This is a genomic window from Streptomyces sp. NPDC046831 (assembly GCF_040645305.1).
Taxonomy (GTDB): Bacteria; Actinomycetota; Actinomycetes; order Streptomycetales; family Streptomycetaceae; genus Streptomyces.
Map to the genome: position 1 here is coordinate 14,214 of NZ_JBEYXZ010000046.1, position 26,043 is coordinate 40,256.

Annotated in this window: 19 protein-coding genes and 2 pseudogenes; 13 read left to right on the forward strand and 8 right to left on the reverse strand. The window is 73.5% G+C overall.

Annotated elements, in window-relative coordinates:
- The first annotated feature begins 59 nt into the window (after positions 1-59).
- The 4 genes from ABZ920_RS27865 (at position 60) to ABZ920_RS27880 (ending at position 3,587) form a co-directional block, all read left to right on the forward strand.
- On the forward strand, positions 60-317 hold the full coding sequence (locus ABZ920_RS27865) for a hypothetical protein (RefSeq protein WP_361510653.1): 258 nt from the start codon (positions 60-62) through the stop codon (positions 315-317).
- Positions 318-530: 213 nt separating this feature from the next.
- On the forward strand, positions 531-1,454 hold the full coding sequence (htpX, locus tag ABZ920_RS27870) for a zinc metalloprotease HtpX (protein ID WP_361510656.1): 924 nt from the start codon (positions 531-533) through the stop codon (positions 1,452-1,454).
- Positions 1,455-1,456: 2 nt separating this feature from the next.
- Positions 1,457-2,041 carry a hypothetical protein gene (locus ABZ920_RS27875; protein ID WP_361510658.1) on the forward strand — a complete coding sequence of 195 codons (585 nt, stop codon included), beginning with the start codon at positions 1,457-1,459 and terminating at the stop codon, positions 2,039-2,041.
- A gap of 361 nt (positions 2,042-2,402) precedes the next feature.
- Positions 2,403-3,587: a winged helix DNA-binding domain-containing protein gene (locus ABZ920_RS27880; protein WP_361510661.1), complete on the forward strand. Its 1,185-nt coding sequence runs from the start codon at positions 2,403-2,405 to the stop codon at positions 3,585-3,587.
- An 804-nt stretch (positions 3,588-4,391) separates the two neighbouring features.
- Here the strand turns inward: ABZ920_RS27880 and ABZ920_RS27885 are convergent.
- Complete coding sequence (locus tag ABZ920_RS27885; RefSeq protein WP_361510664.1) at positions 4,392-4,706, reverse strand: hypothetical protein; 315 nt, start codon at positions 4,704-4,706, stop codon at positions 4,392-4,394.
- A 162-nt stretch (positions 4,707-4,868) separates the two neighbouring features.
- Between ABZ920_RS27885 and ABZ920_RS27890 the strand changes: the two genes are divergently transcribed.
- The gene (locus ABZ920_RS27890; protein WP_361510667.1) at positions 4,869-5,231 is read left to right on the forward strand and encodes an arsenate reductase family protein; all 363 of its coding nucleotides are present in this window, start codon (positions 4,869-4,871) and stop codon (positions 5,229-5,231) included.
- 174 nt (positions 5,232-5,405) lie between these two features.
- Positions 5,406-6,128 carry a hypothetical protein gene (locus ABZ920_RS27895; RefSeq protein ID WP_361510670.1) on the forward strand — a complete coding sequence of 241 codons (723 nt, stop codon included), beginning with the start codon at positions 5,406-5,408 and terminating at the stop codon, positions 6,126-6,128.
- 26 nt (positions 6,129-6,154) lie between these two features.
- Here ABZ920_RS27895 and ABZ920_RS27900 read toward each other — a convergent pair.
- Positions 6,155-6,706 (reverse strand): annotated as a pseudogene (locus ABZ920_RS27900) (alpha/beta fold hydrolase); the annotation flags it as partial.
- Between the two features lie 46 nt (positions 6,707-6,752).
- Here ABZ920_RS27900 and ABZ920_RS27905 point away from each other — a divergent pair.
- The 4 genes and pseudogenes from ABZ920_RS27905 (at position 6,753) to ABZ920_RS27920 (ending at position 11,133) form a co-directional block, all read left to right on the forward strand.
- Positions 6,753-7,202: a MarR family transcriptional regulator gene (locus tag ABZ920_RS27905; protein ID WP_361510673.1), complete on the forward strand. Its 450-nt coding sequence runs from the start codon at positions 6,753-6,755 to the stop codon at positions 7,200-7,202.
- 408 nt (positions 7,203-7,610) lie between these two features.
- Positions 7,611-8,276, forward strand: coding sequence for a winged helix-turn-helix domain-containing protein (locus tag ABZ920_RS27910; RefSeq protein WP_361510676.1), 666 nt, complete (start codon positions 7,611-7,613; stop codon positions 8,274-8,276).
- 59 nt (positions 8,277-8,335) lie between these two features.
- Positions 8,336-9,347, forward strand: a pseudogene (locus ABZ920_RS27915) (SDR family oxidoreductase).
- A gap of 208 nt (positions 9,348-9,555) precedes the next feature.
- Positions 9,556-11,133: a DUF1996 domain-containing protein gene (locus ABZ920_RS27920; RefSeq protein WP_361510679.1), complete on the forward strand. Its 1,578-nt coding sequence runs from the start codon at positions 9,556-9,558 to the stop codon at positions 11,131-11,133.
- 76 nt (positions 11,134-11,209) lie between these two features.
- On the opposite strand, the gene ABZ920_RS27925 is transcribed toward ABZ920_RS27920, so the two are convergent.
- Positions 11,210-11,632: a hypothetical protein gene (locus ABZ920_RS27925; protein WP_361510682.1), complete on the reverse strand. Its 423-nt coding sequence runs from the start codon at positions 11,630-11,632 to the stop codon at positions 11,210-11,212.
- 146 nt (positions 11,633-11,778) lie between these two features.
- Here ABZ920_RS27925 and ABZ920_RS27930 point away from each other — a divergent pair, with 146 nt between their 5' ends.
- From ABZ920_RS27930 to ABZ920_RS27940, 3 genes are all read left to right on the forward strand, one after another.
- Positions 11,779-12,300: a tetratricopeptide repeat protein gene (locus ABZ920_RS27930; RefSeq protein ID WP_361510685.1), complete on the forward strand. Its 522-nt coding sequence runs from the start codon at positions 11,779-11,781 to the stop codon at positions 12,298-12,300.
- 30 nt (positions 12,301-12,330) lie between these two features.
- Positions 12,331-14,247, forward strand: coding sequence for a hypothetical protein (locus ABZ920_RS27935; RefSeq protein ID WP_361510688.1), 1,917 nt, complete (start codon positions 12,331-12,333; stop codon positions 14,245-14,247).
- Between the two features lie 128 nt (positions 14,248-14,375).
- Positions 14,376-15,065, forward strand: coding sequence for a TetR/AcrR family transcriptional regulator (locus tag ABZ920_RS27940; protein ID WP_361510691.1), 690 nt, complete (start codon positions 14,376-14,378; stop codon positions 15,063-15,065).
- 299 nt (positions 15,066-15,364) lie between these two features.
- Here the strand turns inward: ABZ920_RS27940 and ABZ920_RS27945 are convergent, their stop codons facing one another.
- The 5 genes from ABZ920_RS27945 to ABZ920_RS27965 all read right to left on the reverse strand — a co-directional run bounded on the left by ABZ920_RS27945 (position 15,365) and on the right by ABZ920_RS27965 (position 26,036).
- Positions 15,365-15,721: a 5-carboxymethyl-2-hydroxymuconate Delta-isomerase gene (locus ABZ920_RS27945; protein WP_361510694.1), complete on the reverse strand. Its 357-nt coding sequence runs from the start codon at positions 15,719-15,721 to the stop codon at positions 15,365-15,367.
- A 216-nt stretch (positions 15,722-15,937) separates the two neighbouring features.
- The gene (gene pulA / locus ABZ920_RS27950; RefSeq protein WP_361510697.1) at positions 15,938-21,340 is read right to left on the reverse strand and encodes a pullulanase-type alpha-1,6-glucosidase; all 5,403 of its coding nucleotides are present in this window, start codon (positions 21,338-21,340) and stop codon (positions 15,938-15,940) included.
- A 193-nt stretch (positions 21,341-21,533) separates the two neighbouring features.
- Complete coding sequence (locus ABZ920_RS27955; RefSeq protein ID WP_361510700.1) at positions 21,534-22,916, reverse strand: alpha-amylase family protein; 1,383 nt, start codon at positions 22,914-22,916, stop codon at positions 21,534-21,536.
- Between the two features lie 273 nt (positions 22,917-23,189).
- Positions 23,190-24,929, reverse strand: a complete 1,740-nt coding sequence (locus ABZ920_RS27960) for a glycoside hydrolase family 13 protein (protein ID WP_361510703.1) — start codon at positions 24,927-24,929, stop codon at positions 23,190-23,192.
- A gap of 195 nt (positions 24,930-25,124) precedes the next feature.
- Entirely contained in the window at positions 25,125-26,036 is a 912-nt protein-coding gene (locus ABZ920_RS27965; protein WP_361510705.1) for an ABC transporter permease subunit, read from the reverse strand.
- Positions 26,037-26,043 lie beyond the last annotated feature (7 nt).

Genomic DNA, 26,043 nt, shown 5'->3' on the forward strand with positions numbered 1-26,043 from the left:
GCCGCCGGGTGAGTAACCTTCCGTCCCGGCGTTCCGCAGCCGGAAGAAGGTGAACGGGGATGACTGAACGCGACGAGTTTCCACGGGAGTTCGACCACAGATGGGCGGACGCGGCGGAGCACAAGGAGCCCTCGGCACGGGCCCGGATGCTGGCCGCGCGCTGGAAGGACAATCCGCCCGGCCCGGTCCCGTTCCGTGCCGGCCCGGACCCGGTCGCCCCGCGCCGCTCGTCCTGGGTGTCCACGGTCGTGGTGCTGGGCTGCGTGGCCGTGGTGATAGTGCTGCTCGGCTGGGCCGAGATGCGCGCCTACCACTGAGGCCGGCCGGCCCGCTCCCCGGGCGGCGGGCCGGCGGGCCGCCGGGGGCAGCGGGCGTCTCCGGGTGCCCGCCGAACGCTCCGCCGGGGAACGCGGCGGGCCCGCCCGCGGGGGCCCGCCGCCCGCCACAGGGGTCGCACGGCCCCCTCGCCCCGGCGTGGCGCAGGTGCACACTGGACAGCGGGACGGGTGCCCGACTGCGGGGTGATGCAGATGCAGAGCCGTTTCCGGAGCGATCGGCGGCTGACCGCGCGCATGGCGGTCACGCTCTTCCTGCTGGGCCTGCTGTACGTGGCCTTCGTCGCCGCGCTGATCGTGCTCCTGAAGTCGTGGGTGCTGGTCGTGGTGGTCGCGGCGGGCCTGCTCGCGGCCCAGTACTGGTTCTCCGACCGGATCGCGCTGTTCGCGATGCACGGCCGGGTGGTGGAGCGGGAGCAGTACCCCGAGCTGCACGCGGTGGTGGACCGGCTGTGCGCCCTCGCCGGCATGCCCAAGCCGGTCGTCGCCGTCTCCAACATGGACATGCCGAACGCGTTCGCCACCGGCCGCAACCCCGACAAGTCCGTGGTGTGCGTGACCACCGGGCTGCTGCGGCGGCTGGAGCGGCCAGAGCTGGAGGGCGTGCTCGCGCACGAGCTGTCGCATGTGGCGCACAAGGACGTCGCGGTGATGACCGTCGCGTCCTTCCTGGGCGTGGTCGCGGGCCTGATGGTCCGCTTCGCCTTCTACTCGGAGCTGTTCGGCGGGCGCGCACGCCGGGACCAGAACACCGTCGCCGTCTTCGCCGCCGTGATGGGGGTGTCGGCGGCCGTGTACGCCCTCAGCTTCCTGCTGATCCGGGCCCTGTCCCGGTACCGGGAGCTGGCCGCCGACCGGGCGGCGGCGCTGCTCACCGGGCGGCCGTCGGCGCTGGCCTCCGCGCTGACGAAGGTCACGGGCGACATCGCCCGCATCCCCACGCGCGACCTGAGGACCGCGCAGGCCTTCAACGCCTTCTACTTCACTCCCGCGCTGGGCTCCGGCCCCTCCCTGTCACGGCTGTTCTCGACCCACCCGAGCCTGGAGCAGCGGCTGGAGCAGCTGGGCCGGATCTCCGCCGAGCTGGGTGAGGCCGTGACGCCCGGGAAGGCGGGCTGAGCATGGGTCTGCTGGACATCCTGCTCGGCCGGACCAGGCCCGTCGCGCCCGACCTCGACCAGCTGTTCGCACTGCCGTCGGCGGCGCTCACGCTGGAGGCGGCGTCGGGGTTCACACCGACCGGGCAGGGCGCCGTGTGCTTCGCCACGGTCGAGGGCGGGGCGTTCGAGCAGACGCACCGGGAGGTGCAGGCGCTGCTGGACGCCGACACCGGACGCGCGGGCCGGCCCGTGGAGCTGGTACGGGACGACTACGGCTACTCCTGGCTGGTCTCGCGCCGGGCGCCGGGCCAGCTGGTGGAGCTGGTCAACGACCTGCACGCCGTCAACAGCGTGCTGGAGGCCAACGGCTTCGGCCCCCAGCTGCTGTGCTCCCTGGCGGGCTTCCGGGACCGCACGGACCGCCGGCTGGCCCTGGTCTACCTGTACAAGCGGGGCGCGTTCTACCCCTTCGCGCCGCTGCCGGGCGGGCACCAGCGGCGCGACAACGCGCTCGAGCTCCAGGTGCGGGCGGCCCTGGCGAACGACCTGCGGATCGAGGAGGACCTCAGCCGCTGGTTCCCGGTGTGGGGCGCCCCCGGCCTGTGACGCGGCCGGGCGGGGCCCGCGCCGCCCGGACAGCTCCCCGAACGGTCACGCCGGCGACCGCGAAGTGCGGTGGACGCGGTGCCGGGGCGGGCGGCACCGCGCGCCCGCCCCGTCCGCCGTTCCGGCACGCCGTGTGACCACGCCCGGCCGCGCGACGGCGGCGCCGGGGCGGGCCGCGGGTCATGGCCCGCGGCGGTGCGAACGGCGCCGGATGCCCGCGGGGCGGGGCGGCGGCGGCCCGCGGGCCGGCGGCGGCGGAACGGGTGACGGGCCGAATGCCGGGCCGGTGTCGGTGGCGTCGGCGAGGATGCCCCTGCACGTGGTGGCACACGGAGGACGACGCGAACGGGTGGAGGTCGGCATGAGTGCAGCACCCCGGCACATCGGCGTACCGGAGCGACGGGCCAGGCTGGCACGGCGGCACCGTCTGCTCCCCGCGACGCGCGCGGCGGCGCCCGAGGAGGTGGCGGACTCCCTGGTGGCGCTGCACGGCACGGACCCGGCGACGGTCTACCTGGGCCTGGGCGCGCGGCTGGCGGAGCCGGTGAAGACGGTGCCGGAGACGGAGCGGGCGCTGTACGAGGACCGGACGCTGGTGCGCATGCACGGGATGCGGCACACCGTGTTCGTGTTCCCCGCGGACCTGACGGCGGTGGTCCACGCCTCCACCGGCAAGGTGGTCGCCGCCCGTGAGCGGGCCGCGCTGGTCAAGCACATGGCGGCGGCCGGGGCCCCCGGCGCCGCCTGGCTGGCCGAGGTCGAGGAGGCCACCCTGGCGGCGCTGGCGCGGCGCGGGCAGGCCACCGCGGCCGAACTCGCCCAGGACGAGCCGCGGCTGAGGGAGCGGTTCGTGTACGCGGCCGGGAAGAGCTACGAGGGCGTGCACACCGTCTCGACGCGGTTGCTGAAGGTGCTGGGTGTGGAGGGCAAGGTGGTCCGGGGCCGGCCGCTCGGCTCGTGGACGTCCAGCCAGTTCCGCTGGGCCCCGGCTCCCGAGCATCCCGAACTGGACGTCGCCGAGGCGCAGGCGGAGCTGCTGCGCCGCTGGCTGACGGCCTGCGGCCCGGCCGCCGAGGCCGACCTGAAGTGGTGGACGGGATGGCGGGTTACGGAGGTCCGCGAGGCGCTGCGGGCGATCGGGGCGCAGCGGGTGACCGTGGACGAGGGCCCGGCCTTCGTGGCCGGCGGCGACGACGGCCCGGTGGCGGAGCCTGCGGAGCCGTGGGCGGCCCTGCTGCCCGCCCTGGACCCGACGGCGATGGGCTGGCAGCAGCGGGACTGGTACCTGGCTCCGGAGTGGCGCCCCGCGCTGTTCGACCGCAGCGGGAACGTGGGTCCGACGGTGTGGTGGGACGGCCGTGTCGTCGGCGCCTGGGCCCAGCGGCCGGACGGCGAGGTGGTCTGGCGGATCCTGGACGCCGAGGGCGTGGGCCGGGAGGCGCGGGCCGCGATCGCGGCGGAGGCGGAGCGGCTGCGGTCCTGGCTGGGCCCGACGAGGGTCACGCCCCGCTTCCGGACACCGCTGGAGAAGGAGCTGGCCGCCTGAGCGGCTCCTGCGGGCCGAGGGTGCCTTCCTTCCGGCCCGTCCGGAGCTCCGTGGGACGCGGCCGTCCGGGCCGGACGCGGATCCGGAGCACCGGCGAACGCGCCCGTCCGACCGGCCGCGGGCCCGGAGCCGACAGACGCGGCCCGTCCGACCGGACACGGAGCCCGGAGCACCAACGGACGGTGCCCGTCCGACCGGCCGCGGATCCGGAACACCGACAGACGCGCCCATCCGACCGAACACGGAGCCCGGAGCACCAACGGACGGTGCCCGTCCGACCGGACACGGAGCCCGGAGCCGACAGACGCGGCCCGTCCGACCGGACACGGAGCCCGGAGCGCCAACGGACGGTGCTCGTCCGACCGGCCGCGGATCCGGAACACCGACAGACGCGCCCATCCGACCGGACACGGAGCCCGGAGCACCAACGGACGGTGCCCGTCCGACCGGACACGGATCCGGAACACCGACAGACGCGCCCATCCGACCGGACACAAAGCCCGGAGCACCAACGGACGGTGCCCGTCCGACCGGCCGCGGATCCGGAACACCGACAGACGCGCCCATCCGACCGAACACGGAGCCCGGAGCGCCAACGGACGGTGCTCGTCCGACTGGACGCGGGCCCGGAGCCGACAGACGCGGCCGGTCCGGCCCGGACGCGACGCGGATCCGGAACACCGACAGACGCGGCCCGTCCGGCCCGGACGGCGGGCGGGCGCGGGCCCGGCGCATCGCCGCGGGCCGTGACAGCGGCGCCGGGTGCCGGGCGACCGTACGCCGCACGGCACCCGGCGCCCGGGCTCACCGGCTGTACCGCAGCAGCGCCCGCACCATGTGACAGGTCGTGTCGGACGGCGGATGCACCCCGATGCGCTCCGCGGTGCTCCGTATCGTCTCGTCGCGGGCCTGACCCGGCAGGTAGACCCCCGAGTCGAGCAGGGCGATGGCGAGCCGCATCGCCTTCAGGCGGCGGTTGTGCGTGACGTACCACTCGCGCGGACGCCCGGCCGGCAGCGGCCGCTTCGCCACGGGCTCGTACGGCGAGTCGAACAGGACGGCACGCTTCGCGGTGGACTGGGTCGGCAGCGGTTTCGGCTTGAGTGCGGCAGCGGGCACAGGCATCCTCCTGTCGCGGTCAGGGTGCCGCCGGACGCCCCGGCGACACCCTCGAACACTGCTTCTATTCTACTGCTCCGCACTGACAAAAGCCCCTGGCCAGAAGGGCTTTCGGGACTGCTGTGACTGGGGCGGCGAACGGGTTTCGGCTACCGTGGCGCCATGGAGATCTGGATCAATCCGGCCTGCTCGAAGTGCCGCAGCGCGATCACTCTGCTCGACGCCGAGGGCGCCGACTACACCGTCCGCCGCTATCTGGAGGACGTACCGACCGAGGGCGAGATCCGCGACGTGCTGACCCGGCTCGGACTGGAACCGTGGGACATCACCCGCACCCAGGAGGCCGCCGCCAAGGAGCTCGGGCTGAAGGACTGGCCCCGGGACGACTCCGCCCGCGAGCGCTGGATCGAGGCGCTCGCCGCGCATCCGAAGCTGATCCAGCGCCCGATCATCACGGCCGACGACGGCACCGCGGTGGTGGCCCGCACGGACGAGGCGGTACGGGAGGCACTCTCCCGCGGCTGAGGTGTTCCCGCGCGGCCGGGCGCCCGTCACCCGCCGACACCGCCGGGCGCCCGCACCTGCCGCCAACTCGTCTGTGACGCAGGTTACTTCGCTGATCCATGCGACGGCTGAGCAGTCCCGTTCGGTATCTCGTACATAGCGGCGTACGCTCCCCTACCTCTTCAGGAGGCGCGCATGTCGCGCAGGAGAACTCTCAGCACGAAGAAGAAGGTCGCGCTGCTGACGGCGGCCGCGGCCATGGCGGGTGGCGGCGCCTTCGCCCTGGCGGCGACGTCGAACGCGTCGCAGCCGCAGTCCGCCGCGGACTCCGTCGCCTGTCAGGGCCTCGCGACCGCCCTCGGCAACAACCAGCGGTTCATCGAGGACCAGCGGGCCAACCCCGACGCCCAGTCGGAGGCGCGGATCGCCAACCGGCAGGCGGTCGTCGAGGAGATCAAGCGCAAGCAGGCCGCGTCCGGGTGCGTGGTGGGGGAGTCGGCTCAGGACTCCCAGGCCGCGCAGCCGGGCAACGCCGGCGGGCAGGCCGGGCAGCAGAACGGCGGAGAGGCCGGCCAGCAGGCCGGTGGCGCCGGGCAGGCCGCCCAGCCCGCCCCGTCCCAGCCGCCCCAGGCCGGCGACGCCGGGAACGGCGGCGGTGCGGCCGCCTCCGGGGAGCAGGTGTGCAAGGGCTCCACGGTCACCCTGTCCGGTGAGGGCGGCGCCCCGGCGGCGTCGTCGAACCAGTTCCCGGCCGGCACGACCCTGAAGGTCACCAACCTGGACAACAACAAGTCCACGACCGTGCAGGTCACGTCGGTCTCCGGTAGCTGCGTGCTGCTCAACAACGCCGCCTTCGAACAGGTCAGGGAGCCGGGCAAGTTCCTGATCCGGCGGGCGGTGATCGAGAAGGTGGGCTGAGGCTCAGCCCACCAGGAAACCGGTGAGGCGGGGGCCGCATGCGGCAGCGCGTGGTGCGAGACGTCCGGCAGGACCTCGACCTCGGCGCGCGGCAGCGCCCGGCCGGCCCGGTCCGCCACCTTCCGGGGATCGTGGGTCCTGCTGCTCCCGGCCAGGAGCAGCGGGACCGGCACGTCGAGTGCCCGCAGCGCCCGGGGCGCCACGCGGGGCGGTCACCGGCTTCACGGAGGGGAAGCCGGCGGCCGCCTCCTCCAGGCGCAGCCAGTCGGGGTCCAGCGGCACTCCCCCGGTCTCCCACTCCGGGAAGGCGCGGACGCGGCCGGGCGAGGGCCGCAGCAGCATCGGCAGCGCGCGCAGCAGGTAGGCCGCCTTGAACCCGGCGAAGCACTGGGTCGGGTCGAGGAGGAACAGGCGGCGTACCCGGGAGGGCGCGCACAGTGCGTAGTGTGCAGGGCGATCCAGCCGCCGCAGGAGTGGCCGCCGACGTCGGCGGCGCTCAGCCCGAGGCCGTCGAGGAGCGCGTCCAGCCAGCCGGCCAGGTCGTCCACCGTACAGAGGTGGCGGTCGCCGGCGGGGGTGCCCGCGGCGCCGGCGCCGCGGGCGAGATGGTAGCGGAGGACGGACGTGGAGGCGCGTGACCCCGAGCTGGAGACCGTCCACCTGCTGCGCGCGACGACGGTCGAACTCGGCCTGCACAGCGCCCGGTTCGCGTACCGCAACGACATGCACCCCACCGACGTCCGTGCGCTGATCGCGCTCATGGACGCCCGCCGGGCGGGCGAGGAGACGACCGCCGGGCGGCTCGGTGCCGCCCTCGGCCTCAACTCGGCCGGCACGACCGCCCTGATCGACCGTCTGGAGCGGGCCGGCCAGGTGCGGCGGGTGCGCAGCGGGGCCGACCGGCGCAGGGTGCTGATCGAGCCGACGGAACGCGCGGTCGAGCTCGGCTGGTCCTCCTTCGGCCCCCTGATCGCGCGGGCCGTGGAACTGCTGCGCGGGTACGACGCGCACCAACGGGCCGCCGTCCGGGACTTCTTGGAGGGGATGCGCGAGGCGGCCGCCGGCGGCGGGTGACCAGCCGGCCCCGCGGTCGGGTGACCCGGCGTCGCCGCCCTGCGGGCCGCCCGTCCGGCACCGCCGGCCGGGGGGTGTCCGGCCGGGCGGGGCGTCCAGCCTGTGAGAGGAGGCTGCTGCGGAGGACCGGTGTCTGCTTCAATGGGGGCATGGCCGGCTTCCACACGCACAGCGCGACGGGTCGCCACGACCTCCAGCCGTTCTGGCCTTCCCGTCAGCACGACGACTTCGACCGGGTGTGTTGCCGCGCGACCGACGCGCGGGCCCTGTAAGGCCGTATCCCCGGCATCACGCCGTACCTGCGGCCCCGGCCAGCGCGACACGACGTACGTCCCCGACGGCACCGACCACGAACTCGCGGCCGTCGCTCCTGCCGACGCACACCTCGCGCGAAAGAGCTGACCTCTCATGGCGACCACCCGTTCTCTCTCCACCGCGGCAGTCACCGCTCCCGCCGCCGTCTCCCACCCCGCCTTCACCGGCCCGTCCGCCGGCGGCCCGCGCCACCGGCTGCGCGCGGTCGAGCGGGACGAACCGGCCGACGTCACCCACCTCCTCCCGCCGGGGGCGACCTGGCTGCCGGCTCCGCAGCACACCTTGCCCAGCCTGCCGGGCCGGCCGCCGATGGTCGGCTACCTGCTGCTCGTCCCGGCCGGTCAGCAGCCGCCGTTCCTGCCGGCGGCCGCCGACCACACCCTGACGGCTCCCGCGGACGCCACCGCCCCGGCCGGCTCCGGCGGCCCGGCGGGCGTGACGGCCGCGCCGCCCGCCGGCACCGGTGATCCGCTCGTCCGCATCGACGCGGCGCGGCGCACCGCCGAGGTGGCCGGGCGCCCGCTGGACCTGACCTACCTGGAGTTCGAGCTGCTGGCGCACCTGGTGGCCCATCCGCACCGGGTGCACACCCGCGACCAGCTGGTCACCACGGTCTGGGGCTACGGCCACGTGGGGGACGGCCGCACCGTCGACGTCCACGTCGCCCGGCTGCGCCGGAAGCTGGGCCCGGAGCACCGCAGGACGATCCAGACGGTGCGCCGCGTCGGCTACAAGTACACGCCCCCGACCGGCGACTAGCCCTCTGCTGACGGCAGAGGGCGGTACCGTTCCGCGGCCGACGCGGGCACAGTCGGCGCATGAGACTTCTGGTGCTGGGCGGTACGGAGTTCGTGGGGCGGGCCGTCGTGGAGGCGGCGCTCGGGCGCGGGTGGGAGGTGACGGTGTTCCACCGGGGCCGGCACGAGCCCCCGGCCGGGGCACGGGTCCTGCGCGGCGACCGCACCGCGCCGGACGGGCTCGCCGCCCTCACGGACGGCACCTGGGACGCCGTCGTCGACACCTGGTCCGCGGCGCCGCGCGCCGTACGGGACGCGGCGCGGCTGCTGCGGGGCCGCGCCGCCCGGTACGTGTACGTCTCGAGCTGCTCCGTGTACGACTGGCCCCGGCCCGCCGGGTACACCGAGGACGCCCCCCCTCGTCGAGGACGCCGCGGCCGGGGCCGGGCCGAGCGACTACCCGCGGGACAAGCGGGGCGGCGAGCTGGCGGCGACGGAGGCCTTCGCGGACCGTGCGCTGCTGGTGCGCTGCGGGCTGATCCTCGGGCCGTACGAGAACGTCGGCCGCCTGCCGTGGTGGCTGAGCCGGATCGCGCGGGGCGGTCCCGTCCTGGCGCCGGGGCCGCGGGAGCTGCCGCTGAGCTACGTCGACGTCCGCGACCTGGCCGGCTGGGTCCTCGGGGCGGTGGAGCGGGAGCTGGGCGGGCCGTACAACCTCTGCTCCCCGCGGGGCCACGCCTCCATGGGCGCGCTGCTCGACGCGTGCGTGCGGGTCACCGGGTCGGACGCCGAGCTGCGCTGGACCGACCCCGCCGCCGTCCTCGCGGCGGGCATCCAGCCGTGGACCGAGCTGCCGGTGTGGGTGCCGCCGGGCAGCGACCTGTACGACGGTGTGCACACCGCCGACGTCTCACGGGCCGTCGCGACGGGCCTGCTCTGCCGGCCCGTCGCCGAGACCGTCGGCGACACCTGGAGCTGGCTGCGGACGCTGGGCGGCAGCGCCCCGCGGCGACCGGACCGGCCCGCCGCCGGCCTCGATCCGGCGGTGGAGGCGCGGGTGCTCGGTCTGCGGCCGCCGGCCGGAGGGCTGTGACCCGCGCCGGGCGGCGCACCGGCCGCCTCGGTGACGTCACGGCAACTCAGCGTGCGCGAGGGGCAGTTGGGGCGCCGGTGGCACGGGGCGCGTCGAAGAAGTTCCCGCGACGGCTGAACACCCGCGAGACCACGTCCGTATGGAAGGGAGCCGCTTCACTCCTGTCGGGCGCCTCGATGCTGCCCCGCAAGGAAGTCAGAGGAGTTCCATGGGACGCAACACACGAAAACGCCGCACGCCGCTGGCCACGAAGGCCATAGCCGCATCGGCGGCCCTAGCGCTCGGTGGGGGCGGGCTGATCTGGGCGAACTTCTACGCCTCTGCCCACGAGTCGGGCAACGACACGTGGCAGAACCGCACGAAGTCCGCCAGTGCGCAGGTGGCGACGATCGCGTGCCCGGACGTGGGTCAGAGGATGACGGACGTTCCGCGCGGCGCGCGCGCCGGTGTCGACAGGGAGCTGGCGAACCTCGACAAGCAGATCACCGACGCCTACGCCCGCCTCGCCTCCACCCGCCAGACCCAGGCGAACGACGCGAACTTCGTGCAGAACGCGATCGTCGGGCCGCTCAAGGAGAAGCGGGCGGCGACCATCGACCGGATCAGGATCACCATCCAGCGGGCCGGCGGATCGTTCTCGACCTCGCTGTCCCGGCTCGCCGGCTGCACGACCCAGAGCGCCGACCAGAACCGGACCGACGCGGGCGGCCAGAACGGCAACGGCGACCAGCAGCAGAACGGCGACGGCCAGAACAACGACGGCCAGAACAACGACGGCCAGAACAACGACGGTCAGAACAACGGTGACGGCCAGAACGGCGGCGGCCAGAACGGCGGCGGCCAGAACGGCGGCATCGGCGGCCAGGCCGGCAACGGCCCGACCGCGGCGGACTTCGTCGACATCACCCAGGTCCAGCCGAACGTCAAGGCGAAGCCGCGCCAGAGCCGCAACGCCTCGACCGGTACGTTCACCACCCGGTGCGGCGTGAACGCCAACAAGAACTACAACACCGACAACGTCATCGTGGCGCCCGGTGTGACCAACGGCGCGCACCACACCCACGACTACACCGGCAACCAGAAGATCAACGCGTTCTCCAGCAACGACACGTTCCTGCAGGGCGGGACGAGCTGCCAGAACAAGAACGACCTGTCCTCCTACTACTGGCCGGTGCTCCGTGCGCAGGACGGCACGCAGGAGTTCGACCAGAACCAGGACGGCGGCGGCAAGGAGGGCAACGTCGGCCGGATCCTGACCGCCAAGCAGGTTGAGATCAAGTACGTCGGCAGCCCGAAGAGCAAGGTCGTGGCGATGCCGCAGTTCCTGCGCATCATCACCGGCGACGCCAAGACCACCACCAACGGCCTGGCGAACGCCAACGCGCACTGGAGCTGCACCGGCTTCGAGAACAAGGTGCAGCTGACCGAGCAGTACCCGATCTGCCCGGAGGGCAGCCAGGTGGTCCGCTCGTTCGCCTTCCAAAGCTGCTGGGACGGCCAGAACACCGACAGCGCCAACCACCGCTCCCACGTGGCCTTCGCCGACGGGAACGGCAACTGCCAGAACGGGTTCAAGGCGATCCCGCAGCTGACGATGCGCCTGGTGTACGACGTGCCGCGGCCGGTGATCGAGAACGGCCAGGTGAAGAACGCCTACGCGGTGGACGGCTTCCCGGAGCAGCTGCACAAGGCGGCCACCGACCACGACGACTTCATCAGCATCACGACCGGCAACCTGGCGAACAAGATCGCCAACTGTGTCAACAGCGGCCGGAAGTGCCAGTGACGCACTGAGCGGTGACCGGTGAGGGAGGCCGGCGGCGGGAGATCCCGCCGCCGGCCTTCGCCGTGTGCGGGGCGGCTCAGCCCGCGTGGCCGCCGTGGGCGCCGTGGGCGCTGTGGTCGGTGCCGTTCTCCACGTCCCCGCCGAGCCGGCCGCGCAGCGCCGTGACCACCCCGTCGTCGCCGACGGCCACCCACTTGCGGCCCACGAGGTAGTGACCGCCGTAGTCCTTGGCCTCGTTGATCCACTCCCGCTGGCCGCGGTCGGTCGAGAAGGTGGCGAGGACGAACCTGCCGTCGGGGTTCCGGCACAGGGCCTGGCGGATCTCGTCGGCGTCCGTCTGCATGTCCGGCGTGCACTTCACCCGGGCAGCCAGGCTCTCCAGGCTGCCGGTCGCCGTCGGCGGCACCTTCGCGGCCGCGTCGCCGCCGGAGCCGCAGCCCGCCAGTACCAGGACCGCCGCGGCGCCGGCCCCCACGAGCATCGGTCGGGTCAACCTCATCTGTTCCTCCGGTCCCTTCCGGCGGCACTGGGCGCAAGCATGCCGCACGAGGCCCCCGGGAGGGGGCCCGCCCTTCGATACGGGCGGGATCCGCGCGCTGCTCAAATGCGGTGCGGCGGCGGGCACCCGTGTGTGAGGGTGGGCGCATGGACAAGGACTGGGAGACCCGTGTGGCCGCCGCCTGGGCGACCCTCGACGACTACGCTGCCAGGGGCGACGAGGCCGCCTTCCGCGCGGTGATCGACGCGCTCGCCGCCGAGCTGCCGGACGGCAGCCCGCTCGGCCCGTTCGAGCGGGCCTGCGCCTGGGACTCCACCGGCCACTCCGACAAGGCGGTGCCGCTGTACCGGGAGGCGCTGGCGCGCGGGCTGTCCGGCCACCGGCGGCGCCGGACGACGATCCAGCTGGCCAGCTCGCTGCGGAACACCGGGCGCGCGGAGGAGGGCGTCGAGCTGCTGACGCCGGAGCTGGACGCCCCCTCGGACGAGCTGGACGACGCCGTGCGCGCCTGTCTCGCCCTGTGCCTGTCCAGCCTCGGCCGCGACCGGGAGGGTCTGTCCCTCGTCCTCGGCGCACTCGCGCCCCACCTGCCCCGCTACCAGCGGTCGATGGCGGCCTACGCGCGGCTGCTGGCCGCCCCGGAGGGCGAGGACGCCGCGCGGCGGTGACCATTCGACGGTCCGTTCGTTCTGCTGAGCGTGCAGTCACAGGATGTCGCCCCGCACTCCCCCTCGGCCCCGGCCGACCCCGTCATCGACGTCGAACAGGCCGAGGCCGCACTCGTCGAGCACTACCCGCGGCTGGTCCGGCTCGCCTATCTGGTGCTGCCGCCGGGCCCGGGCCGCAACCGGCGCGTCCTGACGGCGCACGCCCTGACCCAGCGGGCGCTGCCCCGCGGACGCTCGTCGGCGGCCGCGATCCCGGCCCAGTCCAGCAGGCGCGACGCCGATCCCGGCTACGCCCTCATCCGGCTCCAGGTGCTCCGTTCGGCGCTGGCGGCGGGCCTGCCGCGCAAGGGCGGGTGGTGGCCCCGGCGCGCCCAGCTGCCGCCGCTGCTGCCCCAGGTGTGGGGGCTGCGGCTCTTCCCGCGCTCGGGCGGTGCCGACGAACTCGCGCTGGAGCAGCAGCTGTCGGCCCTGCCGGCCGCGGCCCGCGCCGCCTACGTCCTGCGCGGTCTCGAGGAGCTTCCGGACGCCACCGTGCGGGAGGTGCTGACGGCCGCGGGTGTGGAGGACGCCGACGAGGCCCTGCGCCGGGCCGACGACGTCCCCGCGAGCCCCGCTCTCCTCGACTCCTCCGAGTTCGACCCCTGCTCGCTGCAGGCCCGGCCCACCGACCTGAAGCGGCGCAGGCGCCACACCAAGGCCGTGCTGGCCGCGGCCGCCGCCCTCGCCGTGTCCGGGGCCCTCGTCGCCCTGCCCGGCGACGGCTGGGGTCCCGACGGCGCGGCCGCCCCCGCCTACGCGGAGAACCCGTCCGCCAGGGCCGCGCTCGACCCGGCACGGCTGACCAGGGCGGCGCCCACCGCCTGGAAGACCTCCGCACGTCTGGACTTCTCCGTGTGGCCGGCGCGCGGTGCGCTCACCCGGGACACCGCGCTGCTGCGCCGCGCCCTCGCCGTGTGGGCCCGCCCCGGCCGGGGCGTCCGCGTCTCGACGACCCCCGGCACCCCGTCGGGCGGCCCCGCCGGCCCGCCGCGGCTGCTGTACGCGGGCGAGGTCGACGGCGCCCGCGTGGTGGTCCTGTACGACGGTCTGCGCATCGCCCGCTACGCCGAGCCGAAGGACTCCACGGCCGGCGCGGCGCTGGACTTCGCCCGGGTCGACGGCGCCACCGGTGCGGAGGCGAGCGCGGTGGTCCTCGGCCGCGCCGACGGCAACGTCCGCTATCTGACGGCCCCGTGGGTGCGGACGGCGGCCGAGCGGGACCTGGTCGACCCGGACGCGCAGGCGACCGGCCTCCCCCTGCGGGACGGCGTCACGACACCGCTGGCGAGCCCCGCGCAGGCCACCGGCGCCTGCACGTCGTGGCACGCGCTGCAGCTGAGGGACGACTCGGGCCGGCATCTGCTCAGCGACCTCGGCGAGCTGGTGCCCGCGCACCTCACCACGGGCCGCCCGGCGGCACCGCGCGAGGTCTCCGGCAAGCGGCTGCGCGCCTGGGCGCCGTTCGCCTGCTCGCTGGGCAGCGTGCGCACGCAGGGTGTGCGGTCGGTGAACGCCTGGCAGTACGCCGGGCAGCCGCTGCCCGACGGGAGCGGCACGGCGGCGTGGGTGTGCACGCGGGCCGAGACCTGGCGCGGCGACGGGACGCGCGTACTGGCCCAGTTCCGCTCGCCGGCCGGGAAGTACGGGGCGGTCGCGGCGCAGGCCGAGAACGTGCCGCAGTGCGGGCCGCGCGTCCCCCACGTGCTGGCCGGGGTGCTGTGGAAGGGGCGGACGGGTTCCTGGTACCTGCTCGCCGCGGGCGACGGCGACACCGCGTCGATCAGCGCGACGGGCGAGGTCACGGGGTCCACGCAGGGCAACCTGCTCACCGTCCGGGGCAAGCGGGGCGCGCAGGTGAGCCTGAAGGGGGTGCTGGAGGACGGGACGCCGCTCGGCGTGCTGCGGTAGGCCCGGCAGGGCCCGCGCGGGCCGCCGCGGGAAGGAGGCCACCGTGCCCGCGGGGCTGTGGCGGGCGCCTGCGAGGACCGCGCCCGCTCCGTCCGGTCGCGGCCGGATTCGATCGGTAAGGTGTTCGCATGACTACCGGGGTTCGCCGCAGGATGGGAGTCGAGGAACGGCGGCAGCAGTTGATCGGCGTCGCCCTCGAACTGTTCAGCCGTCGTTCGCCCGACGACGTCTCCATCGACGAGATAGCGTCGGCCGCGGGTATCTCGCGGCCGCTGGTCTACCACTACTTCCCCGGCAAACTCAGCTTGTACGAGGCCGCGTTGCAGCGCGCCTCCGACGATCTGGCGGGCCGGTTCACCGAACCGCGCGAGGGTCCTCTGGGCGCGCGGCTGCTGCGGGTGATGGGCCGGTTCTTCGACTTCGTGGACGAGCACGGTCCCGGTTTCTCGGCGCTGATACGCGGCGGACCGGCGGCCGGTTCGTCCACGACGAACGCGCTCATCGACTCCGTGCGGCAGGCCGCGTACGACCAGATGCTCGCGCATCTCGGCGTCGAGGACGCGCCCGCACGGCTGGAACTGGTCGTCCGCTCGTGGATCTCGCTGACGGAGTCGACGGCGCTGATCTGGCTGGACGGCCGGCGCATCCCGCGCGAGGAGCTGGAGCGGCAGCTGGTGCACGACTTCGCCGCGCTGCTGGCCGTCGCCGCGGCCCACGACGAGGAGTTGGGCGCCCTGGTGCGCCGGACGCTCCGGGACGAGCCGGGCGACGGCCCGTTCGCGGACCTGGTCACCCGGCTCGTCGCCCTGGCGTCCTGACCGGCTGACGCCGCACCGACGGCCGGTCCCTCGGGCTCCGCGGGCGCGAACCGCGCCGCAGACGCGAACCGTCCCTCGGGCGCCACGCGCGGGAACCGCCCCTCGGGCGCCACGCGCGCGGCAAACGGCCCCTCGGGCTCCGCGGGCGCGAACCGCGCCGCAGACGCGAACCGCCCCTCGGGCTCCACGGGCGCGGTCGGCCCCTCGGGCCCGCGAACGCGGACGGTCTCTCGGGCGCCGCGAGCGCGCCCGGCCGGGGACCGGCTTCGAGGCCGGCGCCCGGCCGGGCGGGCCGGGTCTCAGGCGTCGAACTTGCGGTAGGACGCGTCGAGGTCGCGGACCTCGGCCGAGGCGTGCAGCGCCAGGCCCCCGGCCGGCTTCACGAACCGGCGCAGCAGTTCGAGCGTCTCCTCGGTGAGCCGGGCCTTGGCCTCGTCGGTCCGGCCGGCGAGCAGCCCGACGGTGACGTGCACGACGGCGTGGCCGCCGGTGTCCGGTCCGACCGTGGTGTCCCCGGCCGGGCGGAACTGCGTCTTGCACGCCTCCGGCTTCGCGGCCACGATCTCGACCGCCGCGGCGTGCAGCGCCTGCGCGAACCCGGGCCGGTCGAAGCCGTCCGCCAGGGACTGCGAGTAGTCGACGGTGATCTGCGGCATGAGGCACTCCTGTTCTACGGCAACGGGATCACCCTAGGCGGTGCGTGCGCACCGGGCCGGATCAGGCCACGGCGTCGGGCGCCGGGGCTGCCTCCCGCACCGTTCGGGTCCTGGGGCGCGGGTGCCCGCCGCGCCGTCCACACCGTCCGGCACACCGGCGAACGCGAGGTGGGGCGGGCCCCGTGCGGGCCCGCCCCACCTCTTCGGACACCGGCGTCAGCCGGCCCGGAACACCGCCACCGTGCGCGCCGGGACGGTGAAGGTCCCGGACTTCGCGTCGTAGGAGGAGGTCTTCACGACCGTGTCCGCGCCGGAGGCCTGCACCGGGTGCAGCCGCAGGTGGGCGCCGGCGAGGGAGCCCACACGCTGCTCCTGCCGCGCGGGGGTCGCGTTGAAGACGACGACCAGGTCGCCGAGCCGCATGGTGATCACCCCGGGGGTCTCGTCCTTCCCGGACAGCGGGAAGGACAGGCGGGACTGCACCTGCTCGGTGGTGGCCAGGGAGAACGCCTTCTCGGTGCTGCGGATCCGGAGCAGGTCCCGGTACGCGGCCGAGGCGCCGTCGATCTGCGGGCAGCCGACCCGCACGGAGCCCAGCAGGGGTCTGGCGTACGGCCACTTGGACTCGTTGTCGGCCGCCGGGGGCAGCCCGCGGCCGAAGCCGTTGCCGTCCCGGCAGTCCCAGTGGATGGCGTTGAACCAGTCGCCGCTGTCGAAGGAGTTGCGGTCCAGGGACTTCGAGCGCAGCAGGTCGGTGCCCGCCTGGGACAGCGCCGGGCCCTGCGACAGGGTCGCCGTCGCCATGGCGAGGACCTGCATCCGCGCCCGGTCGTCCGCCGGGGTGTCCTTCGGCAGCTTGTAGGTGAGCGCGTCGAACAGCGACTCGTTGTCGTGCGCGTCGACGTAGGCGAGCGCGTCGCCGGGGGCGTCCGCGTATCCGGCGGGGGCGCCGTTGTAGTCGATGTCCGCGCCGGTGACCTCCCTGCCGTCCGAGGCGGTGAACCGGTACCCGGCGAGGTTGCCGGTCAGGCCGACCTTGATCAGGTCCTGGTAGTGCAGCAGGCGGGCCTTCTGCTCGGCCGTGGTGCCGTTGGCCTGGGACGCGTTGGGGTCGGTGTACAGGCCGGAGGCGAAGCCCTGGACACCGGGGTCGGCGTCGAAGGGGCCGCCGCCGCGCACCGCGTCCCGGGCCCGGTCGGAGAAGGTGGCGACGCCGGTGCCGGCCATGTTCTTCTGCGTGGCCTGCGGGAAGCGGGCGTCGTCGGCGACCTCGCCGAAGTTCCAGCCCTCGCCGTACAGGATGATCTGCTTGCCGTCGACGCCGTCCTTGCGCGGGGTGAGCGCGTCGAGGGCCTTGCGGACGGCGAGGATGTTGGCCTTCGGGTGGTGGCCCATGAGGTCGAAGCGGAAGCCGTCGACCTTGTACTCCTTGGCCCAGGTGACGATCGAGTCGACGACCAGCTTGCCCATCATGGCGTTCTCGGGCGCGGTGCCCGCGCAGCAGGTGCTGTTCGCCACCGACCCGTCCGCGAGGAGCCGCTGGTAGTAGCCGGGCACGATCCGGTCGAGCACGGAGGTGCCGGCCTGGCCGCTCGCCGCCGTGTGGTTGTAGACCACGTCCATGACCACCCGCAGGCCGTCCCGGTTGAGCGCCTGGACCATCCGGCGGAACTCGACCGTGCGGGCGGTGCCGTCGGGGTCGGTCGCGTAGGAGCCTTCGGGGACGGTGTAGTGGTACGGGTCGTAGCCCCAGTTGTAGGCGTCCTTCGCGGCGGTCTTCGCCACGCACTCCTGCTGCCTGGCGGAGTCGGCCGGGTAGGAGGCCAGGTCGCAGTCGGTGGTCGCCTGGTCGGCCTTCCGCTCCGGGATGGTGGCGATGTCGAAGGCGGGCAGCAGGTGGACGTACGACGTGCCCGCCCCGGCCAGGGTCCGCAGGTGCCGGGAGCCGTCGCTGTTCTTGTCGGTGAAGGCCAGGTAGGTGCCCCGGTCCTCGGCCGGGACGGTCCTGTCCGCGACCGAGAAGTCACGGATGTGCAGTTCCTGGATCTGCGCGTCCTTCAGCGGGACCGCCTTCGGCTTGCGCAGGGTCGACCAGCCGCTCGGCTCGAGGGCCCCGTCGTCCAGGTCGACGACGAGGCTGCGCTCGGAGTCGGCGGTGAGGGCGACCGAGTACGGGTCGGTGACCTTGTTGGTGACCAGCTTGCGCACGCTGGGCGCCCACACCTTCACGACGTACCGGTAGGACCTGCCCTTCCAGGACGCGGGACCGGTGACGGACCAGACGCCGGTGGCGGCGTTCCGGTGCATCGTCACGCGGTGCCCGTCGAGGTCGAGGTGGACGGACTGGGCGGTGGGCGCCCACACCGACAGGGTCGGTCTGCCGTGGTGGAAGACCGGGCCCAGCTCGGCCTCGGTCGCGCCGCGGTACAGGTCGTCCAGCACTCCGGCGATCTGCACGCCGGTCGCGGCGAGCACGGCGCCGTTGGCGGCCCGCTGCGAGGCCACGATCTGCCCGCTGAGCGCCTCGCGCACCCGGTCCCGGTCGCGCGGGTCGACGGACCAGGCGGTGTAGTCCCTCAGGTGCGGGAACGCGGCCTTCTGGGCGCCGGTGAGGGTGGTCTTCGCCAGCCGGAGCCAGCGCTCGTCGTCGCTGGTCAGCGTGGCGTCCTTGACGGCGATCGAGCCGTCGTGGGAGTACAGCAGCTGGGTGGAGGCGGCGCCTTCGGCACCGTTCCACGCGACGGTGTTCCGGTCGATCCAGACCGCCTTGGAGGTGGTGAGGTCGAGCGCGGCCGCGCTGCCCGCCGGCTGCGGCAGGAGGTGCTTCTCCTGGCCGTTCAACAGCCACACCTCGTAGCCGCTGGTCCTGAGGTCCAGGGACTGGTCGGTGGCGAGGTCCTTCTCGTCGCCCTTGTGGAGGATGTAGCTGAGGCTGGTGGCACCCTCGGAGAGCGGCACCTCGTAGACCGCGCCATAGGCGTCAGTCTTCACCGGCTTCAGCGGGTTCGACCAGTCGGTGGGGTTCGCCGCGCCCGTCCAGACGTGCAGGCCCCAGCCGTCGTAGTCGCCGTCGGCGCGGTGGTAGTGGATGACCGCCTTGGTCCTGTCCTGGGCCGGGTGCTCGGGGTTCTCGGTCGCCACGTCGGCCTTGCCCTGCTCGATCCAGACCTCACCCGTCCTGGTGACGTCGATGCTCCGGTCGGCGGAGACGTCCTTGTCGCCGTCCTTGTCGATGACCAGGAAGCCGACATCGGAGGCGCCCGGCTTGAGCTTGACCCAGGCGAACGCGCCGTAGGCGTCGCGGCCGGTGAAGGGGTGGCTCGCGGGCCAGTCCGTGGCCTCGCCGTCGGCGATGTCGCCCCAGGCGTACAGGCCCCAGTCGGCGTAGTCGCCGTCGGTGCGCTTGTAGTGGACGACCGCGTAGTCCCGGGAGGAGGCCCTGGGGACCTCGGGCGCGGGCGGGGTGCCGGTGGTGCTGCTCGCCGTGGCGCTCGCGGTGCGCCCGGCGGAGTCGATCACGACCGCCTTGTAGCGCAGGGCGGTGCCGGCGGGGACGTCCTCGCCGAGGGTCTGGGTGACCTTGTAGGGGGCGTGGTCGGCCGAGCCCAGCACCTTCCACGCGCCGTTGCCGACCTGGGCGGCGAAGACGACGCGGTCGAGGCCGCGTCCGGAGACGCCGGCGCCCAGCTCGACGGTACCGGTGGCGCCGGCGGCCGGGGCCGTGAGCGTGATCGCCGGCTCGGCCGCCGGGGCGGCGGGCCGGTGCGCGGCCCGGTAGACGACGGCGGATCCGGCCGGGACGGTGACGGTGACCTTGCGGTCGGCGCCGGAGGTCACGGCCACCCCGGTCCCGTAGACGCCGCGGTAGGTCATGCCGGCGGAGCCGGCGGCGAAGGTCGCCGTCCTGGCCTGGCCGGCGTTGTTGAAGGCGACCAGGTACTCGGTGCGGTCCCGGCCGGTGCCGTTGCGGGAGAAGGCGTAGACGCCCGCGCCGTCCGCCGCGTAGCGCTCGGTCTGGACGCCGTCCGTGAGGGCCGGGTGGTCCTTGCGCAGCTTCGCGAGCGCGGCGATCTGCCGGTACAGCGGCGCGCGGGTGTCGTAGGCGTCGGCGGCGTGGGTGCGGTCGGTGCCGATCTCGTCGTCGTCGAGGTAGTCGGCGACCTGGGAGGCGAACATCGTCTGGCGGGCGTCCTTGTCGCCGCCGGAGCCGGTGAAGCCCTGCTCGTCGCCGTAGTAGACGACGGGGTTGCCGCGGCTGAGGAACATCAGCTCGTTGGCGAGCATGTCCTTCTTCAGGATGTCGGCGTCCGTGGCCTTCGGGTTGTCCTGCTTCAGGAAGTACCCGAAGCGGCCCATGTCGTGGTTGCCGAGGAAGGTGACCTGCTCGTACGCGTTGGCCTTGTCCGTCGTGTACTTGTAGTCGTCACCGAAGACGCCCGCGAGCCTCTTCGCGCTGCCGCCCTGGGAGGCGTAGGCGCGGGCCGCGTCCTGGAAGGGGAAGTCGAGCGTGGCGTCGAGGCGGCCCTGGGTGACGTAGGGGGCCGTGACGTTCGTGTCGGCGGAGTACACCTCGCCGAACATGAAGAAGTTCTTCCGCCCGTGCGCGGCGGCGTACCGGTCGAGCGCCGTGGCCCACTGGGTCCAGAACTCCATGTTGACGTGCTTGACGGTGTCGATCCGGAAGCCGTCGATGCCGAAGTCGCCGACCCACCGCTGGTAGATCCGCTCCATGCCGTGGACGACCTCGGGACGCTCGGTCCACAGGTCGTCCAGGCCGGAGAAGTCGCCGTGGGTGGTGGACTCGCCGGCGTACGTCGAGTCGCCCCGGTTGTGGTACATCGCCGGGTCGTTGAGCCAGGCCGGGACCTTGGGCTTCTGGGCGGCCTGCGGGGTGCGCGGGAAGGAGCCGGCGTCGACGGCCGGGAACTTCCGCCCGCCGTCCGCGTAGTCGGCGTCGTCGAAGGGCCGCCCGTCCTTCGTCAGGTAGGGGAAGGCGCCCTTGGACAGGTAGTCGTAGGACTTCTCCTGGTAGTCCACGACGTCGGCGGTGTGGTTGGTGATGACGTCGAAGAAGACCTTCATGCCCTTGGCGTGCGCCTTGGAGATGAGGTCCGCCAGGTCCTTGTTGGTCCCGAAGTGCGGGTCGACCTGGGTGAAGTCGGTGATCCAGTAACCGTGGTACCCGGCCGAGGTGTTGGCGCCGGTGCCCTGGACGGGGCGGTTCTTGAAGATGGGCGCCATCCAGATGGAGGTGGTGCCCAGGCCCTTGATGTAGTCGAGCCGCTCGGCCAGGCCCTTGAGGTCCCCGCCCTGGTAGAAGCCCTTGTCGGTGGGGTCGTAGCCGGTGCTCAGGCGCGAACCGGCCAGGCCGCCCCTGTCGTTGGCCGTGTCCCCGTTGGCGAAACGGTCCGGCATGACGAAGTAGAACTGCTCGCGGGTGGCGTCGTGCCGGGCGGGCTGGGCGGCGAGCGCGGCGTCCGAGGGGGGCGCCGGCGGGGTGTCCGCGTGGGCGGCCACCGGTTGCACGAGGGCGGCGGCGAGGGCGGCGGCGGTGACGGCCGCGGCTCTCCTCCGGTACGGGGTACGGCGCTTCGAGGGCGCCGGCCATCTCGGTATCACAGGCGGGAACTCCTTGCGATTACGGCTCTTCTGGGTCCGGCCCCACGCCGCGGCTCGGCTTCGGTTCCGGGCGCCCGCGTGACCGTAACGCTGACGAAAGGTTTACAGCAAGAGGCTTGAAAACATCGGTAAGACTTTTCAACCACGGCGCCGGCCCGCGCCGCGGTGGGGCGCGGCGCGGGCCGGCGCGGCATCAGCAGCTCGACCTGCCCGCGTAGACGGCGAGGGCGGTGTGGGGAGCCAGGGCGGCGGTGAGCCGGCCGCTGGAGTCCACCGTCACCGTGGTGTTGTTCTGCACGTTGCAGTACGTGCCCGCCGGCAGGGAGGTCTGGTAGGTGCGGCTCAGGCTGGAGGACTCGTGGTTGATGGCCACATAGCCCTTGCTGCCGCGGCCGAAGGCGATGGCGTCGCCCCCGTTGTCCCACCAGTCGGTCACCGCCTGGCCCCGGGCGGCGTTGCGGAAGGCCACCATCGACTTGATCTCGGGCCACTTGTGCTGGCACTTCCAGCCGCTCTGCCAGCAGGCGTCGACCCGGCCGCCGTTCGGCGGGCCGGCGTCCGGGTCGGACCACTCGTAGCCGGAGTTGACGTCCGGGGCGCCGTAGGGCCAGGCGAGCATGAAGACGTTGGCCAGGGTGTAGGTGGCGCCGTCCTTGTAGTCGAGGGTGGAGCCGTTGCGTTCGGTGTCGTGGTTGTCGACGAAGACGCCGGCCACCGAGCTGTTCAGATAGCCCCACCCCTCGCCGTAGTTCTTCAGGTGGGCGAGGTTCTCGTTGGTGAAGACCCGCTTGAGGTCGTAGGCGTAGCGGAACTCCTGGACGTCGCCGTTGCCCGTGTACTCGCCGGGCTGGACCGCTTCGCCGGAGCCGAAGATGACCTCCTGCTTCCAGTAGGCGGAGGGTTTGCCCAGGCGGCTCTTGATGTCGGCCAGGTCGCCGGCGTCGATGTGCTTGGCCGCGTCGACGCGGAAGCCGTCGACGCCGAGGGAGAGCAGGTCGTTCATGTAGCCCGCGACGGCCTTGCGGACGTACTCCTCGCCCGTGTCCAGGTCGGCGAGGCCCACCAGTTCGCAGTGCTGGACGTTCCAGCGGTCCTGGTAGTCGCTGATCTGGGAGGTGCAGTCGTCGAAGTCGTACGACGAGTACAGGCCGGGGTAGGAGTACTTCGTGTACGACGAGCCGCCGGTGCCGGTTCCGGCGCCCGCCGACATGTGGTTGATCACCGTGTCGACGACGACTTTCACCCCCGCCGAGTGGCAGGTGTTCACCATGTTTTGGAAGGCCGCCCGGTCGCCCAGCCGGCCGGCGATCCGGTAGCTGACGGGCTGGTACGACGTCCACCACTGCGAGCCCTGTACGTGCTCGGCGGGCGGGGAGACCTGGACGTAGCCGTAGCCCGCGGGACCCAGGGTGTCGGTGCACTCCCTGGCGACGGAGGCGTAGTTCCACTCGAAGAGGACCGCGGTGACGTCCTTGGTGCCGGGCGGGGAGGCGTGGGCGGTGCCGGCGGGGACGGCGACGGCGACCGACGCGGCCGCCGCGAGGGCGAGGGCGCCGGAGAGGGTTCTGCTGGCCATGTGGGGGTTCCTTCTCCGTTGAAGGATCGGCTGGAAGGGTCCGGGAGACCCGTTGAAGGCACTTGCTGCAAGCTTTCAACCACTTGCGGTGGAGCAGACCGTACGAGGCCCGCCTCCGGCGGTCAATACCCTCGACATGTTCCTGTCATCCCAGCGAAATACGGCTGCACCAGGGCCACTTGAGGTGGTCAGGCCGCGGCCCGCACGCGGCGGGGCCCGCCGTCCGGTGCGGACGGCGGGCCCCTGAAAGACGACGAAAGGTCTTGCGGCGCGTCAGGCGGTGGTCCACCACACCGTCGTGTCGGCGGGCACCTTGGTCTCCCCGCCGGCCTCCGCGACCTCGTCGCTGGCGATCAGGACGCGGCCGTACGCCGGGGCGGTGACGGACTCGCCGGTGGTGTTGGCCACGCACACGAACTCGCCGCGCCGGAAGGCCAGGACACCCTCGGGCGCCCGCAGCCACTCCACCGCGTCGCCCGCGCCCAGGTCCGGGTGCGACCGGCGGACGGCCAGCGCCGCCCGGTACATCTCCAGGGTGGAGCCGGGCACGCCCCGCTGGGCCTCGACGCTCAGCTCGCCCCAGTACGCCGGCTGCGGCAGCCAGCTGCCGCCGTCGCCGAACCCGAAGGAGGAGCCGTCGCGCGTCCACGGGATCGGCACCCGGCAGCCGTCGCGGAAGCCGTCCTGGCCCTCGCCGCGGAAGTACGCCGGGTCCTGGCGCACCTCGTCCGGCAGGTCGACGACGTCCGGCAGGCCGAGCTCCTCGCCCTGGTACACGTAGGCCGAGCCGGGCAGGGCCAGCATCAGCAGCGTCGCCGCGCGGGCCCGGCGCAGGCCCGTCCGCCGGTCGCCGGCGGTGCGGATCTGGGTGCCGAGGCCGGGCGGGTTGGCGAAGCGGGTGGCGTGCCGCGTCACGTCGTGGTTCGACAGCACCCAGGTGGCGGGGGCGCCGACGGGACGCATCGACTCCAGGGTGCGGTCGATGACCGCGCGCAGTTCGGCCGCGTCCCAGTAGGCGCCCAGGTACTGGAAGTTGAAGGCCTGGTGCAGTTCGTCGGGGCGCACGTAGTGGGCGGTGCGCTCGATGGTGGGCGTCCACGCCTCGGCGACGAAGATGCGCCCGCCCGTCCCGCGCCGCCCGTCCGGCGACGACGCGCCGGGTCCGGTGCCGCTGCCCGCGTACTCGTCGAGGATCAGCCGCCACTGCCGGTAGATCTCGTGCACGCCGTCCTGGTCGAAGAACGGCATGACATCGTTACCCAGCAGTTTCAGCTGGTCGTGGGTGCCGAGGTCGGGCAGGCCGTCCGCCTTCACCAGGCCGTGGGCGACGTCGATGCGGAAGCCGTCGACGCCCATGTCGAGCCAGAAGCGCAGGATGGAACGGAACTCGTCGCCGACGGCCGGGTGGTCCCAGTTGAAGTCGGGCTGCTCGGGGGCGAAGAGGTGCAGGTACCACTCGCCGGGCGTGCCGTCCGGTTCGATGATCCGGGTCCAGGCCGGGCCGCCGAAGATGGACTCCCAGTCGTTGGGCGGCAGTTCGCCGTCGCTCCCCTTGCCCGGGCGGAAGTGGTAGCGCTCGCGCAGCGGGGAGCCGGGGCCCTCGGCGACGGCACGCTTGAACCACTCGTGCTGGTCGGAGGAGTGGTTCGGCACGAGGTCGACGATGATGCGCAGGCCCACGCCGTGGGCGTCGCGGATGAGCGCGTCGGCGTCCAGCAGGTTGCCGAACATGGGGTCGACGGCCCGGTAGTCGGCGACGTCGTACCCGGCGTCGGCCTGCGGGGAGGCGTAGAAGGGGCTGAGCCAGACGGCGTCCACGCCCAGGTCGCGCAGATACGGCAGGCGGGAGCGCACGCCTTCCAGGTCGCCCATGCCGTCGCCGTTGCTGTCGGCGAAGCTGCGGGGGTAGACCTGGTAGATCACCGCGTCCCGCCACCAGTCGCGGCGCGGGGCGACGGTGGCGACAGCCGCTTCGGAAGAGGGGGATTCGGCCGAGGTGTGCTGCAGGCTCATGGCGTCCTTGAGGCGGTCGGGGATCCCCCGGCCGGGCGGGGCCGGGCTCGGGGGGAACGGTCGTGAGTCGGGTACGGGGCGGCCGCGGTGACAGCGGCGTTCGGGGTTCCCTCCCCCGCCCGGTGGGACCGGGGAGGGCACCGCGGCCGCCGTCCCGCGCGTCCGGGCGCGCGGGAGCCCCTGTGCGGCAGGGGGTCAGCCCTTGGTGCCGCCGGCGGTGAGGCCGGTCACCAGGTTCCTCTGCACGAGGTAGAAGAACGCGGAGACGGGTATCGCGATCAGGACCGCGGTGGCGGCCATCAGATTGCGCTGGGCGTCGTGTTCGCTGACGAAGCTCTGCAGGCCGACGGCGAAGGTGTACTTGGAGTCGTCCAGCATGAACGTCGAGGCGAAGGCGACCTCGCCGAAGGCGGTGATGAAGTTGTAGAAGGCGGCGACCGCCAGGCCGGGCTTCGCCAGCGGCAGGATCAGCCGGGCGAAGGTGCCGAACGGGGTGAGCCCGTCGACGCGGCCCGCCTCGTCGATCTCGAACGGGATGGTGTCGAAGTAGCCCTTCAGCAGCCAGGCGCTGTAGGGGACCGCCGTCGAGCAGTACACCAGGATCAGGCCGAGGTAGCTGTCGATGAGCTCCAGGTCCGACAGGATCTGGTACATCGGCACGATCAGCACGGCGATCGGGAACATCTGCGTGACCAGCAGCACCCACATCAGCTTCCGGTAGCCCGGGAAGCGCATGCGGGAGACCGCGTAGCCGGTGGTGGCGGCGACGAGGACGCCGACGACCGTGGTGCCGAGCGAGACGATCAGCGAGCTCTTCAGCCAGTCGAAGAAGTTCGTGTGCCGCAGGACGAAGGCGTAGTTGTCGAACGTCATCGTGTCCCAGATGCGCCCGGGGTGCAGGTAGTCGTCCTTGTCGGGTCCGAGGGACAGGAAGACCAGCCAGGCGATCGGGAACAGCGCGATCAGGCTCGCCACGATCAGCACGCCGTGGGAGGCGACGGAGGCCGCGGGGCTCCGCCTGCCGCGTGGGCGCGCCGGGCCCGGCCCGCCGGCCGCGGAGCCCCGCCCGGTCACCGCGGCGGGGGTCTCGACAGTGGTGGTGCTCATGGGGACT